This is a genomic window from Streptomyces sichuanensis (assembly GCF_020328095.1).
Lineage (GTDB): Bacteria > Actinomycetota > Actinomycetes > Streptomycetales > Streptomycetaceae > Streptomyces > Streptomyces cinnamoneus.
On the sequence record NZ_JAIXMK010000171.1, the window covers coordinates 1 to 15,263 of the forward strand.

A 15,263-nucleotide genomic window follows, 5' to 3' on the forward strand; every position below is an offset into this window, starting at 1 on the left:
CGCGCCGAGGGCGGCCACCTTCGGGTTCACGATCTTCATGACGGCGCCCATGGCACGCGGCCCCTCGGCGCCGCCCGCCTTCGCCTCCGCCACCGCGTCCGCGACGATCGTCGCGAGCTCGTCGTCCGACAGCTGCTTGGGCAGGTAGTCGGCGAGGATCTCGCCCTCGGCCCGCTCACGCTCGGCGGACTCGGCCCGGCCGCCCTTGTCGAACGCGTCGGCGGCCTCCCGGCGCTTCTTCGCCTCGCGGGTGATCACCTTCAGCACCTCGTCGTCCGAGAGCTCACGGGCGGCCTTGCCCGCGGTCTCCTCGTAGGCGATGGCGGACAGGGTGAGGCGGAGCGTGGAGGAGCGCAGCTCGTCGCGCGCCTTGATGGCGGTCGTGAGGTCGTCGTGGAGCCTGGACTTCAGCGTGGTCATGCCGCAATCTTCGCATCCCGCCCCCGCGCACGCCGCGAATTAACGCCCCCCGGCCGCCCGGCCGCGCGCCCGCGGCCGTAACTCCCTTACTGCCCCCGGCCCGTGACGCCGCACCCACCCGGGTCTGCGACGATGGGCACCATGCGTGCGCGATACGGAGTACCCCTGGGAATCACAGCGGTCGGCGCGGCGGGCCTCGCCTACGCCGCCGGCTTCGAAGTCCGTTCCTTCCGGCTGCGACGGGTCACCGTGCCCGTGCTGCCGCGGGGCATGCGGCCGCTGCGGGTGCTCCAGGTCTCCGACATCCACATGGTCGGCGGGCAGCGCAAGAAGCAGCGCTGGCTGCAGTCGCTGGCCGGGCTCCGCCCGGACTTCGTGATCAACACCGGCGACAACCTCTCCGACCCGGAGGGCGTGCCCGAGACGCTCGACGCGCTCGGCCCGCTGATGCGCTTCCCCGGCGCGTACGTCTTCGGCTCGAACGACTACTACGGCCCCAAGCTGCGCAACCCCGCCCGCTACCTGATCGAGAAGGCCACCGGGCGGCACGGCCTGAACGGCAACGCCCCGGCCGTCGGCGTGATCCACAACCCGTGGGAGGAGCTGCGCGACGGCTTCGACACGGCGGGCTGGGTCAATCTGACGAACACCCGCGGCTCGCTCAAGATCGACGGCATGGAGATCGCGCTCACGGGCCTGGACGACCCGCACATCAAGCGCGACCGGTACGAGCACGTGACGGGCGGCCCGCAGGAGGGCGCCGACTTCTCGATGGCGGTCGTCCACGCCCCGTACCTGCGGGTGCTGGACGCCTTCACGGCCGACCGGTACCCGCTGATCCTGGCCGGGCACACGCACGGCGGACAGCTGTGCATCCCGTTCTACGGCGCGCTCGTCACGAACTGCGACATCGACACCCGGCGCGTGAAGGGCCTCTCCACCCACGAGGCCGAGGGCCACCGGTCCTACCTCCACGTCTCCGCGGGCTGCGGCACCAACCGCTACACCCCGGTCCGCTTCGCCTGCCCCCCGGAGGCCACCCTCCTCACCCTCGTCCCCCGCGACTGACCCCCGCGCGGGCCCCCACCTGCACCTCCCCGAGAACCGGATTTCGCCTCCGGGCCCGATTCCGCTAAAGTAGAGCTCGTTGCAGCGGGGTGTAGCGCAGCTTGGCAGCGCGCTTCGTTCGGGACGAAGAGGTCGTGGGTTCAAATCCCGCCACCCCGACTTGGTTGCACCAGGTCAGAGCCTTGATCCACTGAGTGGATCAAGGCTCTGACTCGTTTCCGGGGCTTTTCTTCATGACTCCCCGCGAAGCACTTCCGGGCGCCAGCTGACGCCCCGTCGGGATATCTCCGAGATCCCCTCGCGCGGCCGAGCGCACGACGCGCAGCACACCCGGGCAGGACCCTCCTCGACTCCTGCGATCATCCGATTACGCACTGTGGATGAACGAGAAGGTCATGGAGACCGGGGCGGTACTGTCCTGAGGTGGCAACTATCGCGCTGTTCGGCACCGACGACTTCTCCCTTCCTGCATCTCTGCAGGAGGCCGTGGAGAACGGCGAGGTGTTCACCCGGGCCTGGGTCGTGGAGCTCATCCTCGATCTCCTCGGCTACAGCCCCGACAGGGACCTCTGCGATCTGAAGCTCGTCGAGCCGGCCTGCGGCGCCGGGGCGTTTCTCGGCGTGGTTGCCTCCAGGATCAGCGCGTCGTGCCGGCTTCACGGCCGGCCCGTCACGGATGCGGTCGACGCCGTCCGGGCCTTCGACCTCCTGGACCACAATGTGGAGCTGAGCCGGGCGCTGGTCCGGCGGACGCTCCAGGACGACGGCTGGGCGCAGAGAGACGCCGGGCGCGTGGCCACCGCCTGGGTGAGGCAGGGCGACTACCTCCTCCAGACGGACGCGGAGCACCGCGCCGACTATGTGGTCGGCAACCCTCCCTACATTCGCCTCGAAGACGTTCCCGACGACCGGATGGCCGCGTACCGTGACGCCTGCTCCACGATGGGTGGCCGTGCGGACATCTACGTCGGCTTCTACGAAGTCGCCCTGAGGAGCCTCACTCCCGGCGGGCAGCTGGGCTTCATCTGCGCGGACCGCTGGATGCGCAACCAGTACGGCCGCCGACTGCGGCACCTGGTGACCAGCGACTTCAGCATGGATCTAGCCCTGGTGATGCACGAGGTCGACGCGTTCGACGAGCAGGTCTCGGCGTATCCGGCGATCACGGTGATCTCGAACCGGCGGCAGGGCGTGGCCGTCGCCGCGGACACCACTCGCTCGTTCGGCGCCGAGCAAGCCCGCGACTTCGCCGCCTGGTACGCGGCCGACGGCCCGGCGTCGGCCGCGACGGACGCGTACCAGGCTGCCCGCATGCCGCACTGGTTCCCCGGGGAGGACTCCTGGCCTGCCGCTTCGCCTGCGAGGCTGGCGGTCCTGGACGACCTCACCGAGCGCTTCCGGCCGCTGGAGGACATCGGGACGGGGACGCGCGTCGGAATCGGCATCGCCACCGGTGCCGACAAGGTCTTCCTCACCCAGGACGAGAACCTGGTCGAGGATGACCGCCTCCTGCCCATGGCCATGGTCCGTGACACCACCAGCGGCACACTGGACTGGACCGGCACGTACCTCGTCAACCCCTGGACGGCAGACGGCCAGCTGGTCGATCTCGCTGAGTACCCCCGGCTCGCCCGCCACTTCGAGAAGCACGGCGAGGCACTGCGAAAGCGCTACGTCGCGGTCAAGCAGCCCCAGCGCTGGTACAAGACCATCGACAAGGTCGACCACCGGCTCACGCGCAGGCAGAAGCTTCTGTTTCCGGACATGAAGCTCCGGATCCATCCGGTGCTCGACGAAGGCGGTTTGTATCCGCACCACAACCTGTACTTCATCGTCTCCGACGCCTGGGACATGCGCGTGCTCGGCGGCCTGCTGCTGTCCAAGGTGGCGGAGGCATTCGTGGACGCCTATGCGGTCAAGATGCGCGGGGGCACCCTTCGCTTCCAGGCGCAGTACCTTCGTAAGATCCGCGTCCCGGACCCCGGATCGATCGACGAGAGCGACAGGGAAGCCCTGGCCCAGGCCTTCGACCGCCGTGACGTGAAGGCCGCCACCGCGGCGGCCTTGCGCGTCTACGGGCTCACCGCGTTGCCGGACTAGTCCCGCTGCCGGGCTAGTCGCCCAGCATTGCCTTCACCAACTTGACCCGCCCCTCGATCGCCACCCGAAGCGTCTGTCCGGTGGCCGTCGCCAAGGGCTCGCCGTAGGTGACGCTCCCGTCGTCGTTCCGCTGGGTGGTGACGAACCAGCCGCCCTGGTAGACGCCTTCGCCGATGAAGCGTCGCAGCATCTCCTGGTAGCGCTGGCTGTAGGAGAGACCCTCGAAGGCAGGGTCCGTCGGGAACAGTGCGTTCGTGGCGCGCCCTTCCGTCTCGGTCTCGTCCGTTTCCTGGAGGACGAAGACGTAGCCCAGCCACGGTGGCACGTCGCCGAAGGAGCTGTTCTGCTTCTGAGCGGCGTCCAGGTCGGTCGCGCTGCCGAGCGCCTCCTCGAAGCGGTTACCGAAGTTCTTTCCCACGCTGCCGACCTGGGATTTGAATTCGAAGGCCGCGACGAGGGCGCCCTTGTAGATCACCACGAGGTCCCACTGCTTCCGCACCCGGTAGTACCCGGGCAGGTAGGGCCGTCCGGTGTGAATGCAGTCCTCGGGGATGCCGCAGTCAAGGAACGCCTGCTTCACCAGGGTCTCAAGGGTCTTCATATGGCCATTGGCGCGGGCCTCTCCGCCGGCCGCCCCTCCGTCCGCCAGCTTCCCCTTCTGGTTTCCGCGCGTGAACCAGAACTCCTCGATCGCCTTCTGGATGCCCTTCGCGTCCATCTCTTCCCCCTCCTGGTCGTCGGTCAGCGCCGACCGGTTGCCGCCGTCATGAGGCGCCGATCGGCAGCACAAGTCTGCAGGCTGCGAAGCCGCCCGCCGAATTGTCAGTGGCCCGGCGCAGAATGGGGGCATGGCTGAGAGCAACGGGTTCCTGCAGGGGGAGGCGGTCGGTGTGGGGGGTATGCCGGTGTGGGAGCAGCGGTTCCGGGCGCCTCGGGTCGGGTTGCCGCGGTGGGCCAAGGGGGCTCCGGACCGGGCGCTGTTCACGTCCAACGCGACGGGGACCTACGAGCTGTACGCCTGGGACCGGGCCACGGGCCGGCAGCGGCAGGTCACGGACCGGCCCAACGGGACGACGGGCGGGGTGCTGTCGCCGGACGGGGAGTGGATCTGGTGGTTCTCCGACACCGACGGCGACGAGTTCGGCGTGTGGGTGCGGCAGCCGTTCCACGGCGGGGCGGACGAGCCGGCGGCGCCGGAGCTTGAGCCCTCGTATCCGGACGGGCTGGCGCTGGGCCGGGACGGGACGGCGGTCATCGGGCGGTCCACGGACGAGGGCGGCTCGACCGTGCACGTCGTGCGCCCCGGTGGTGGGACCGTCGAGGTCTACCGGCACCAGCAGTCGGCCGGCGTGGGCGGTCTCTCCCACGACTGCTCGCTGATCGCGATCGAGCACACCGAGCACGGCGACGCCATGCACGCGGCGATCCGGGTCGTCCGGACGGACGGCACGCCCGTCGGCGAGCTGGACGACACCCGGGGCGGCACGGAGGAGCTGGGGCTGGCCGCGATGGGGTTCTCCCCCGTCGAGGGGGATTCGCGGCTGCTCGTCGGGCACCAGCGGCGCGGCCGCTGGGAGCCGATGCTCTGGGACGCGGTCACCGGGGAGGAGACGGCGCTGGCCGTCGACCTGCCGGGCGACCTCGACGCGGCCTGGTTCCCCGACGGCACGGCGCTGCTGATTGACCACAGTCACCACGCGCGCAGCGAGCTGTGGCGGTACGAGCTGGCCGACGGCGGGCTGACCCGCCTGGAGACCCCGGCCGGTACGGTCTCGGGGGCGCTGCCCCGGCCGGACGGGACGGTCGAGTTCCTGTGGTCCTCCGCTGCCAAGGCGCCCGTCGTGCGCTCGACGGCCGGGCACGTCGTCCTGACGGCCCCCGCCGTCCCGCACGGCATCGAGCGGGCCCCCGACTCCGTGCCCGTCTCCGATCTCTGGGTCGACGGGCCCGGCGGCAGGATCCACGCGCTGGTGCAGACGCCCGCCGGCGAGGGTCCCTTCCCGACGGTCTTCGACATCCACGGCGGCCCGACCTGGCACGACAGCGATGCGTTCGCCGCCGAGCCGGCGGCCTGGGTGGACCACGGTTTCGCGGTCGTCCGCGTCAACTACCGCGGCTCCACGGGATACGGGCGCGCCTGGACGGACGCGCTCAAGCACCGCGTCGGCCTCATCGAGCTGGAGGACATCGCGGCGGTGCGCGAGCACGTCGTGGCCTCGGGGCTCGCCGACCCGGAGAGGCTCGTGCTGGCCGGCGGCTCGTGGGGCGGCTACCTGACGCTGCTCGGCCTGGGCACGCAGCCCGAGGCGTGGGCGCTGGGGCTGGCCGCGGTGCCGGTCGCGGACTACGTCACGGCCTACCACGACGAGATGGAGGCGCTGAAGGCGCTGGACCGGACCCTGCTCGGCGGCACGCCGGAGGAGGTGCCGGAGCGCTTCGCGGCGTCGTCACCGCTGACGTACGTCGACCGGGTGCGGGCCCCGGTGCACATCTCCGCCGGGATGAACGACCCGCGCTGCCCGATACGCCAGGTGGAGAACTACGTGGAGCGCCTGGCCGGGCGCGGCCATCCGCACGAGGTGTACCGCTACGACGCGGGGCACGGCTCGCTGGTGATGGAGGAGCGGATCAAACAGCTTCGGCTTGAGATCGATTTCGTCGAGCGCCATCTGGGCCGTCCGCGCCGCTAGGCCCGTTGGGGCCGGCGGGACCGCCCGGTCCCTCCGGCCCGCCCCGGTCCTCGTCCGACGGGCCGGGGGCGAGGCCCAGGGCCAGGTCCCGCGCCGCCTCCACCTCACGGCGGTACAGCCGGAACCACATGAAGAGCACGAAGCCCGCGAAGACGAACCACTCGCCGGTGTAGCCGAGGTTCTGGAACGCCTTGAGGTCCAGGCCGCTGTTCGGAGCGGCGGCCGGAGGCACCGCGGTCAGCGGGGCGGCCGCCTCGGACACGGTGATCCACGCGTCGTACACCCCGTACGGCACGAGGTTGACCAGCGAGGCGGCGCTGATCACGCCGAGCTGGCCCTGCGGCAGGCCGCCGGAGGTCCGTACGCCCTTGGACGACGGGCTCTCCGACGCCTGGAGCGCTCCCGTCACGGTGACCTCGCCGGCCGGCGGGGCAGGGATCTTCGCGGTGTCGTCCCGGGAGCCGGCGTCGCCGGGCAGCCAGCCGCGTACGACCGGCAGGGCCTTGCCGCCGTCGGTGCGCAGCATGGTGAGGACGTAGAAGCCCTTGCGGGAGTCCAGGTCGCGGTCGGGGACGAGCAGCTGGTGCTCGGTGTCGTAGCGCCCGGTCGCGGCGGCGCGGCGGCCGGAGGTCTCGGTGCTCACGGGCAGCAGCCGGTTCAGGGGCGCGGCGTCGGCCGCCCGGGCCTCGTCGGCCTGGGTCTGCCGGTCGCGGTGCGTGTCCACGCGCGTTTCGAAGCGGCTGAGCTGCCAGCTGCCCATGAACAGGCACACGGGGATGGCCAGCACCACGAAGACGTTGATTCCCCACCAGCGGGGAGTCAGCAGGAACCGATACACACCACCACGGTACGGGCAGCGCCGTCGCCGCCGTCCGGCGGGTGCGCCCGGGCCGGGCCGGAGGCGCTACGCCGCCGGGGGTGCCGCCAGGGCGCCGGTGCGGTAGATCGTGCCGGCGCAGGCGTCCGGGATGGTCGTGTCGGCGGCCTTCGGCTCACCGGCCTCGGGGGTGTGGCTGAGGACGACGCTCGCCGGGGGCCTGGCCGGCGCGGCGTCCTGCGTGGCCGGCGGCTGCTCCGTGGCGGTGGCCGAGGAGCCCGCGGCCGCGGACGGGCTGGGCTGCGGGGCCGGGGTGGGGCCGGGCCGGTTGCAGCCGCTGCGGCCCCCGTCGGCCGAGGGGACCCACGCGAACTTGATCTCGTACGCCTGGCCCGGCTGCAGGATCACCTGGGTGGGCTCGGTGGACGGGTCCGGGAGCCCGGACGCCGCGTCGCCGACGGTGTGGTCCACGACGGAGACCCGTGAGCTCTCGGCGCTGCCGCGTGCCTGGGCCGCCACGACGCCCGCCCCGGCGACGGAGCAGACGGAGTGCGAGACGTTGACGACGCGGAAGGCGCCGTAGACGCGGCCGTCCTTGTCGGCGGCGCCGACGCTGCCGACGCCGTTGCCGAGCTGGTTGCGGTCGCAGGTGGGGGAGGACGCGGCGAGCGTCGGGCCGGCTGCCGGGGGCGTGCCGCCCGTGGAGCCCGTGGGGCCCGCGGCGCTGCCGTCCTGCCGGCCCTCCTCGCCCTTGTGCCCGTCCTCGCCCTTGCGCTCGTCCGGCCCGGCGGTGGTGGCCCCCGCCCTGTCGTCCTCGCCGCCGGCGCCGCGCCGGCCCTCGGACAGCTCGTGGGTGCGCTGGCGGCTGCTGGCCGCGTTGGCCGGACGGTCGTCGGCGGTGCCCACCGTCGTCGCGACGTGGATCAGCGCCGGCATGGCCGCCACGCCGAAGATCACTGCTGCGGCGACGCCCACCGCCGCCTGCCTGCGGCGGGTACGCCGCATCGGCACCGCACGCTGCAGGTGCTCCAGCGCATCGGCGGAGGGCTCGATGTCGTCGACCGCGCCGTGCAGCAGCCGCCGCAGCGCCTGCTCGTCCAGCTCGCCCCCACCGTCACGGTGCTGCTGACTCATACCGGCGCCTCCATGGCGATCCGGAGCGCCGCGATGCCGCGGGAGCCGTACGCCTTGACCGAGCCGAGCGAGAGGCCCAGGGTCTCGGCGACCTGGGCCTCGGTCATGTCGGCGAAGTAGCGCAGGACGAGGACCTCGCGCTGACGGCGCTGCAGTCCACGCATGGCTTTGATCAATTGGTCGCGCTCCAGCTGTTCGTACGCCCCTTCCTCGGCGCTCGCCATGTCGGGCATCGGCTTGGACAGCAGCTTCAGCCCGAGGATGCGGCGGCGCAGCGCGGAGCGGGACAGGTTGACGACGGTCTGCCGCAGGTAGGCGAGCGTCTTCTCCGGTTCACGGACACGGTTGCGCGCGGAGTGCACCCGGATGAACGCCTCCTGCACCACGTCCTCGCAGGAGGCCGTGTCGTCCAGGAGCAGGGCGGCGAGACCGAGCAGCGACCGGTAGTGGGCCCGGTAGGTCTCGGTGAGGTGGTCGACTGTGGTGCCCGCTGCCATCGCCTCGTCAGCGCCCCCCCACGGCGCGGGCGCCGCCGTGGGCATCCCGGCGGCGGACAACTGCGCCGTCGGGGACGGGGCGGCGGCCGTCGGCACGCCTCCCACGGGAGACGTCTGCGGGGGCAGCTGCGCCGGGCGGGCGGCCGGCCAGGGGGCGATCACCGGCATGCCGCCCGGTGCTGCGGTACGCGGGCGCCCCGGGGCGCCCATGCGCCTCGGGACGGTTGCGATGCTGATGACGTCTGCCACGCCTGTTGGACACGCTTCCCCCCGTCAGGGTTGTACGCGCAAGGCACCGCGGTAGCGATTGATGACGCTTCGTCAAGCGATGCGCCCTTTGCCCTCATGCGTACCAGCTCTTCCTAGATGCCCCGAATGCCCCGGTTTTGGTGCCGTCATGAGAGACGGCAACAAAGACGCTCCCCACCCCGGCTGCGGTTGCGGCGGGACGGGGAGCGCACGGTCGGACGGACCGATCGTCCGTCCATTTCTAGTCGATCGTCCGCCCACTCCGAGCGCGGATTCAAGCGGTCTGGACCAACGAGTTGATCACACAACCTTCACCCGGCCACCCGTATTCCTACCGGGCTTCTCCCCGCCGTCCCCCCGGGCGTCCCAAGTATTACTGAGCAGTCAGCTCCGCCGCCACGACTTCCGCGATCTGTGCGGTGTTCAGGGCCGCGCCCTTGCGCAGGTTGTCGCCGCAGACGAACAGCTCCAGCGCCGTCGGGTCGTCCAGCGAGCGCCGCACCCGCCCCACCCACGTCGGATCGGTGCCCACCGCGTCCGCCGGAGTCGGGAACTCCCCCTCGGCGGGGCTGTCGCACAGCACCACTCCCGGAGCATTGGCCAGAATCTCGTGCGCCCGCTCGACGGTCACCTCGTTCTCGAACCGCGCGTGCACGCTCAGCGAGTGCGTCGTGATCACCGGTACGCGCACGCACGTCGCGCTCACCCGCAGCTCCGGCAGGCCCAGGATCTTGCGCGACTCGGCACGCACCTTGAGCTCCTCCGAGGACCACCCGTCGGCCATCAGCGACCCTGCCCACGGCACCACGTTCAGCGCCACCGGCGCCGGGAACGGGCCCGCGTCGCCGACCGCCCGCCGCACGTCACCGGGCCGCGTGCCCAGCTCCGTACCGGCCACGGCCGCCAACTGCGCCCGCAGCGCGTCCACGCCCGCCCGGCCGGCGCCCGACACCGCCTGGTACGAGGCGACGACGAGCTCGGTCAGCCCGAAGGCGGCGTGCAGCGCGCCCACCGCGACGATCATCGACAGCGTCGTGCAGTTCGGGTTCGCGATGATGCCGCGCGGCCGCAGCCGGGCCGCGTGCGCGTTCACCTCGGGCACCACCAGCGGCACGTCCGGATCCATCCGGAACGCCGCCGAATTGTCCACGACCACCGCGCCCTTGGCCACCGCGATGGGCGCCCAGCGCGCGGCGACGTCGTCCGGCACGTCGAACATCGCGACGGCGACGCCCTCGAACGCCTCCTCGCTCAGCGCGACGACCTCGACCTCCTCGCCCCGGACGGTCAGCTTCCGTCCTGCCGAGCGCGCGGAGGCGACGAGCCGGATCTCGCCCCATATGTCGGCGTGCCGGGAGAGGATCTCCAGCATCACCGAACCGACCTCGCCGGTGGCCCCCACGACGGCCAGCGTGGGCCGGGTGGAGCGGGCGCCGTCCGCAGTCGCACGCACGACGCCCGCCCCGCCCGGGCCCACGGACGTCATCGGCCGGTGCCTCCGTAGACGACGGCCTCGTCGCTGTCGGTGTCCAGGCCGAAGGCCGTGTGCACGGCCCGCACGGCCTCGTTCACGTCGTCCGCGCGCGTGACGACCGAGATGCGGATCTCGGAGGTCGAGATCAGCTCGATGTTCACGCCGGCGTTGGACAGCGCCTCGAAGAACGTCGCCGTGACGCCCGGGTTCGTCTTCATCCCGGCACCGACCAGCGAGATCTTGGCGATCTGGTCGTCGTAGCGCAGGGAGTCGAAGCCCACGCGGGACTTCGTCTTCTCCAGCGCCTCGATCGCCTTGCGGCCCTCGGTCTTCGGCAGGGTGAAGGAGATGTCCGTCAGGCCCGTGGAAGCGGCGGAGACGTTCTGGACGATCATGTCGATGTTGATCTCGGCGTCGGAGATCGCACGGAAGATCGTCGCCGCCTCGCCCGGCTTGTCCGGCACCCCGACGACCGTGACCTTCGCCTCGGAGGTGTCGTGCGCGACACCCGAGATGATCGCCTGCTCCATCGGCTGGTCCCCTTGCGGTTCGTTGCTGACCCAGGTGCCCTTCAGTCCCGAGAAGGACGAGCGGACGTGGATCGGGATGTTGTAACGGCGTGCGTACTCCACACAGCGGTGGAGGAGCACCTTCGAGCCGGACGCGGCCAGCTCCAGCATGTCCTCGAACGAGATCCACTCGATCTTCCGGGCCTTCTTCACGACCCGCGGGTCGGCGGTGAAGACACCGTCGACGTCCGTGTAGATCTCGCACACCTCGGCGTCCAGCGCGGCCGCCAGCGCGACGGCGGTGGTGTCGCTGCCGCCGCGGCCCAGGGTGGTGATGTCCTTCTTGTCCTGGGACACACCCTGGAAACCGGCCACGATCGCGATGTTGCCCGCGTCCACCGACTGCTGGATGCGGCCGGGCGTGACATCGATGATGCGCGCTTTGTTGTGGACCGAGTCGGTGATGACTCCGGCCTGGCTACCGGTGAACGACTGCGCCTCGTGACCGAGGTTTTTGATCGCCATCGCCAGCAGAGCCATGGAGATCCGCTCTCCGGCGGTCAGCAGCATGTCGAACTCGCGCCCGGCAGGGATCGGCGAAACCTGCGCGGCGAGATCGATCAACTCGTCCGTCGTGTCGCCCATCGCGGAAACCACGACGACCACCTGGTGGCCGTTCTTCTTGGCTTCCACGACTCGCTTGGCGACCCGCTTGATGCCTTCGGCATCGGCAACGGAGGAGCCTCCGTACTTCTGCACGACAAGGCCCACGTGCGCTCCTCGCAGCTATACGTAATGCGGTCGGTTCAGTCTAACGAGCGGTCGGAATCGACCATGCCGGTGTCACATCGTGAGATGTGCGGCCAAAGCGCGCGGTGGGAGTGCACGCTCGGGACGAGTACGGGCGGCGCGATCACGCCCCTGGCGCCCCGGTGTGCGTCCGTACGCCGCCGGGAACGCCGTCGTGAGCGTTGATGGCCGGTTTGGCGCGGAGACGCTGACAGAAGGGCGCCGGCGGGAGCGGGCGGGCCGTGCCGTGCCGTGCCGTGCCGGGCAAAGGTGTCGTGAGCTCTGGAGGTGACCGTGTTCGACCGCAAGGCGGAAGCGGACATGCGGCTGCACTCGGACAAGGTGGCCGCGGAACTCGCGCGCAAGCGCCGCGAGAAGGAGGAAGCGGCCGGGGACGCGGCTGTCACGCCGCCGCCCGGCGGGGAGAACAGGCAGGACGGGCAGGACGGGCAGGACGGGCAGGAGCGCGAGGACGCCGACGAAGCGGAAGCGGAAGACGACGCTGCGGAGGACGACGCCGACGGGCCGGGCAGCGCATAGCCGCGCGGCTGGCCTGGGCCTGGCCGGCAGAGCCGCGGCGGCCGGCGCGGGGAGAGCCTTGCCGGGCCTCGCGGGGTAGAGCGGTGCCGACCGCGCCGGGCCTCGCCGGGAGGGCCTTGTCGGCCGAGCCGGGCCACGCTGGGCCTCACCCAGCAGAGCCGTGCCAGCCTCGCCCGGCAGGGCCTTGCCAGCCTCGCCCGGTCTCACCCCGCAGAGCCGTGCCAGCCTCGCCCGGCCTCGCCGGACTGGCCCCGCCCGGCCCTCGGGGGCGGCGCGCCTCAGGTCCCCAGCGGCCGTGCTCGCATGCCCAGCGGGCCGCCGATCTCGGCCGCCATGACGCGTCCGGCCTCCTCGGCCAGCTGCTCGTCGGCGACGGCGTCCGTGTCGAGCCCGTCGAGCTCGGCCAGCGGCTGGTCGAGCCGGACGTGCGCGACGAGCGACTGCAGGGCGCGCAGACAAGCGGAGGCGGTGGGGCCCCAGTTGGAGAGGTAGGAGAACTGCCACCACCACAGGGCCTCGCTGACGCGGCCGTCGCGGTAGTGCGCCATGCCGTGCCGCAGGTCGGTGATGATGTCGGCGAGGTCGTCGGAGATCCGGGACGCGACGGGCGCGCTGCGCGGGACGTAGGGGTCGAAGACCTCGGAGTAGACGTCCACCGGGTCGAGCATGGCCGCGAACCGCTCGCGCAGCTCGTCGACGTCCGGCTCGGGGCCGACGTCCGGCTCGTACCGCTCGTCCGGGAGGAAGTCCTCGTGCGCGCCCAGCCGGCCGCCCGTGAGGAGCAGCTGGGAGACCTCCAGCAGCAGGAAGGGCACGGCACTGTCGGGTTCGTCGCCGCGGGACACCTCGGCGACGGCCACGATGAAGCTCTCGATCGAATCCGCGACGGAGACGACGAAGTCGTCCGGGTCGCGCTTCGCGTCGTGCAGCGTTGCGTCAGACATCGAGAAGTCGTCTCCCTTCGAAGGCACGCCCGAGCGTGACCTCGTCGGCATATTCAAGGTCGCCGCCGACGGGCAGGCCACTGGCCAGACGTGTGACCTTCATCCCCATCGGCTTCACCATGCGGGCGAGGTACGTGGCGGTGGCTTCTCCCTCAAGGTTGGGGTCGGTGGCCAGGATCAGCTCGGTGACCGTGCCGTCCGCGAGCCGGGCGAGCAGCTCGCGGATGCGCAGGTCGTCCGGGCCGACGCCCTCGATGGGGCTGATGGCCCCGCCGAGCACGTGGTAACGGCCGCGGAACTCGCGCGTCCGCTCGATGGCGACGACGTCCTTGGGCTCTTCCACGACGCAGATGACGGCGGGGTCGCGGCGCGGGTCCTGGCAGACCCGGCACCGCTCCTCCTGCGCCACGTTGCCGCAGACCGCGCAGAACCGGACCTTCGCCTTGACCTCGGTCAGCGCGTGCGCGAGCCGGCGGACGTCGGCCGGCTCCGCCTGGAGGATGTGGAACGCGATCCGCTGGGCGCTCTTGGGACCGACGCCGGGCAGCCTGCCCAGTTCGTCGATGAGGTCCTGGACTACGCCTTCATACACGGATCGGGTTCTCCTTCTGCGAGGGTCGCGGCTTCTGTGACGGTCACGGCCGCCGTGGTGACCGGGTCAGGTCAGAACGGCAGGCCGGGGATGCCGCCGCCGAGGCCCTGGGTGAGCGGGCCGAGCTTCTGCTGCTGCAGCTGCTGGGCGGTCGCGTTGGCGTCGCGCACGGCGGCGAGGACGAGATCGGCGAGGGTCTCGGTGTCCTCCGGGTCCACGGCCTTGGGGTCGATGACCAGGCCCTGGAGCTCACAGGCACCGTTGACGGTCGCCTTCACGAGGCCGCCGCCCGCCGTGCCCTCGACGAGGGTGCGCGCCAGCTCTTCCTGGGCCGCGGCGAGGTCCTGTTGCATCTTCTGGGCCTGCTGAAGCAGCTGCTGCATGTTGGGCTGGCCACCGGGGATCACTGGTTCGCTCCTGGCTGTCGACAACTATTTGCTTCGGTAGCCCGAGCCTACGTGCTCCCCGGGCGGCGCGCCCTACGCCGCAGGAACGAGACCGGGAGCGCCCGGAAGCGTAGGGGGCGCCTTCCCCGGACGCTCACCGTCCGGGCCCGTCCGACCACCTTCCGCATCCACGCAACCGCCGGTCGGCAGTGTCCGGTCAGGGGTGTCTGATCAGCGGTGTCCGATCAGCGGTGCCGCCCGGCTATTCGTTGGCGATCTCTTCGATGACCGTTGCGCCCAGCTCGCGGACGATCAGGTCGTGGCCGGTGAGGGCGGTGTCGTCGAGGTCGGGGTCGTCCTCGGCGGGAACGTCGTCCTCGGGGGCGACCGGCGACGGCTCGGGCTCGCGGTACTGCTGCGCGGGCCCGGCCGGGGGCGCGGACGACGGGGCGGGGCGCGACGGGGGTCCCGGGGCCGGGGCGGCCTGCGGCGCCGGCTGGGAGGCCGCGGCGGGGGCGTGCGCCGGGGGCGGGCTGTACGAGACCGAGGGGGCGGGAGCACCGCCACCGAAGCCACCGCCGCCGCCGAAACCGCCTCCGCCTCCGCCTCCGCCTCCGAAGCCTCCGGCGGGCTGGCCGCCGCCCCCGGAGGGGTCGACCACCATTTCGGTCTTCCACTGCACGCCGAGGTCGCCGAGGGCCTGCCGCAGCACGTCCTCACTGCCGCTGTTGGTGAAGCTGTCGCGGGCTCCGGCGTTGGAGAAGCCGACCTGCAGGGTGGTGCCGTCGAAGCCGGCGACCTGGGCGTTCTGGCTCAGGAGGATCCACGTGAAACGGCGGCGGTTCTTGACCGCCTCCAGGATGTTGGGCCACATCTGACGGGCCTGCCCGGCGTCGCCCTGAGCCATGGGCTGGGCCTGGGCCTGGGCGTACGCGCCTCCCGCGGCGGCCGGGGCCGGGGCGGGCGCGGCCGGGGCGGCGGACCCGGAGGGCCAGGCTCCGGCCGGGGCGGCGGCTACAGGCTTGGCGGCCGTCGGCCAGGCTCCGGCCTGCGG

The 15,263-nt window shown here is 71.8% G+C and carries 14 protein-coding genes, 1 tRNA gene and 1 pseudogene; 5 read left to right on the forward strand and 11 right to left on the reverse strand.

The window, feature by feature from the left end:
• The coding region (locus LE181_RS29675) for a GatB/YqeY domain-containing protein (RefSeq protein WP_225664606.1) at positions 1–420 on the reverse strand (420 nt) is incomplete at its 3' end.
• A 141-nt stretch (positions 421–561) separates the two neighbouring features.
• On the opposite strand from LE181_RS29675, the gene LE181_RS29680 reads away from it, so the two are divergent.
• The 3 genes from LE181_RS29680 (at position 562) to LE181_RS29690 (ending at position 3,588) form a co-directional block, all read left to right on the forward strand.
• Positions 562–1,488 (forward strand): metallophosphoesterase, encoded by a 927-nt coding sequence (locus tag LE181_RS29680; protein ID WP_225664607.1) that lies wholly within the window; start codon positions 562–564, stop codon positions 1,486–1,488.
• 85 nt (positions 1,489–1,573) lie between these two features.
• Positions 1,574–1,647 (forward strand) — tRNA-Pro (locus tag LE181_RS29685).
• Between the two features lie 264 nt (positions 1,648–1,911).
• Positions 1,912–3,588, forward strand: coding sequence for an Eco57I restriction-modification methylase domain-containing protein (locus tag LE181_RS29690; protein ID WP_225664608.1), 1,677 nt, complete (start codon positions 1,912–1,914; stop codon positions 3,586–3,588).
• 13 nt (positions 3,589–3,601) lie between these two features.
• On the opposite strand, the gene LE181_RS29695 is transcribed toward LE181_RS29690, so the two are convergent.
• The gene (locus LE181_RS29695) at positions 3,602–4,306 is read right to left on the reverse strand and encodes a PaeR7I family type II restriction endonuclease (protein WP_225664609.1); all 705 of its coding nucleotides are present in this window, start codon (positions 4,304–4,306) and stop codon (positions 3,602–3,604) included.
• A gap of 130 nt (positions 4,307–4,436) precedes the next feature.
• Between LE181_RS29695 and LE181_RS29700 the strand changes: the two genes are divergently transcribed.
• Positions 4,437–6,278: a S9 family peptidase gene (locus LE181_RS29700; protein ID WP_372458540.1), complete on the forward strand. Its 1,842-nt coding sequence runs from the start codon at positions 4,437–4,439 to the stop codon at positions 6,276–6,278.
• Here LE181_RS29700 and LE181_RS29705 read toward each other — a convergent pair.
• From LE181_RS29705 to LE181_RS29725, 5 genes are all read right to left on the reverse strand, one after another.
• Positions 6,217–7,116, reverse strand: coding sequence for an SURF1 family protein (locus LE181_RS29705; RefSeq protein ID WP_225664610.1), 900 nt, complete (start codon positions 7,114–7,116; stop codon positions 6,217–6,219). The genes LE181_RS29700 and LE181_RS29705 overlap by 62 nt on opposite strands.
• A 66-nt stretch (positions 7,117–7,182) precedes the next feature.
• Positions 7,183–8,229 (reverse strand): hypothetical protein, encoded by a 1,047-nt coding sequence (locus LE181_RS29710; RefSeq protein ID WP_225664611.1) that lies wholly within the window; start codon positions 8,227–8,229, stop codon positions 7,183–7,185.
• On the reverse strand, positions 8,226–8,936 hold the full coding sequence (locus LE181_RS29715; RefSeq protein WP_225664618.1) for a SigE family RNA polymerase sigma factor: 711 nt from the start codon (positions 8,934–8,936) through the stop codon (positions 8,226–8,228). Before LE181_RS29715 ends, LE181_RS29710 begins: the two co-directional genes overlap by 4 nt.
• Positions 8,937–9,348: 412 nt before the next feature.
• Entirely contained in the window at positions 9,349–10,461 is a 1,113-nt protein-coding gene (locus LE181_RS29720) for an aspartate-semialdehyde dehydrogenase (protein WP_225664612.1), read from the reverse strand.
• Entirely contained in the window at positions 10,458–11,729 is a 1,272-nt protein-coding gene (locus tag LE181_RS29725; RefSeq protein WP_225664613.1) for an aspartate kinase, read from the reverse strand. The genes LE181_RS29720 and LE181_RS29725 overlap by 4 nt, the downstream gene beginning before the upstream one ends.
• A 312-nt stretch (positions 11,730–12,041) precedes the next feature.
• Between LE181_RS29725 and LE181_RS29730 the strand changes: the two genes are divergently transcribed.
• Positions 12,042–12,287: a hypothetical protein gene (locus LE181_RS29730; protein WP_225664614.1), complete on the forward strand. Its 246-nt coding sequence runs from the start codon at positions 12,042–12,044 to the stop codon at positions 12,285–12,287.
• Positions 12,288–12,565: 278 nt separating this feature from the next.
• Here LE181_RS29730 and LE181_RS29735 read toward each other — a convergent pair whose 3' ends face one another.
• The 4 genes and pseudogenes from LE181_RS29735 to LE181_RS29750 all read right to left on the reverse strand — a co-directional run.
• Complete coding sequence (locus tag LE181_RS29735; protein WP_225664615.1) at positions 12,566–13,231, reverse strand: DUF5063 domain-containing protein; 666 nt, start codon at positions 13,229–13,231, stop codon at positions 12,566–12,568.
• Positions 13,224–13,823, reverse strand: coding sequence for a recombination mediator RecR (recR, locus tag LE181_RS29740; RefSeq protein WP_071963900.1), 600 nt, complete (start codon positions 13,821–13,823; stop codon positions 13,224–13,226). Before recR ends, LE181_RS29735 begins: the two co-directional genes overlap by 8 nt.
• Positions 13,824–13,894: 71 nt before the next feature.
• A complete protein-coding gene (locus LE181_RS29745) occupies positions 13,895–14,230 on the reverse strand; it encodes a YbaB/EbfC family nucleoid-associated protein (protein WP_225664616.1) in 336 nt (111 codons plus the stop codon).
• 241 nt (positions 14,231–14,471) lie between these two features.
• Positions 14,472–15,263, reverse strand: a pseudogene (locus LE181_RS29750) (DNA polymerase III subunit gamma and tau); the annotation flags it as partial.

Excerpts from the sequence above, each read along its gene's own strand:
- LE181_RS29735 (WP_225664615.1), bottom strand. The coding sequence starts at position 13,231 with ATGTCTGACGCAACGCTGCACGACGCGAAGCGCGACCCGGACGACTTC.
- LE181_RS29710 (WP_225664611.1), bottom strand. The coding sequence starts at position 8,229 with ATGAGTCAGCAGCACCGTGACGGTGGGGGCGAGCTGGACGAGCAGGCG.
- LE181_RS29700 (WP_372458540.1), top strand. The coding sequence starts at position 4,437 with ATGGCTGAGAGCAACGGGTTCCTGCAGGGGGAGGCGGTCGGTGTGGGG.
- LE181_RS29695 (WP_225664609.1), bottom strand. The coding sequence starts at position 4,306 with ATGGACGCGAAGGGCATCCAGAAGGCGATCGAGGAGTTCTGGTTCACG.
- LE181_RS29715 (WP_225664618.1), bottom strand. The coding sequence starts at position 8,936 with ATGGGCGCCCCGGGGCGCCCGCGTACCGCAGCACCGGGCGGCATGCCG.
- LE181_RS29680 (WP_225664607.1), top strand. The coding sequence starts at position 562 with ATGCGTGCGCGATACGGAGTACCCCTGGGAATCACAGCGGTCGGCGCG.
- LE181_RS29720 (WP_225664612.1), bottom strand. The coding sequence starts at position 10,461 with ATGACGTCCGTGGGCCCGGGCGGGGCGGGCGTCGTGCGTGCGACTGCG.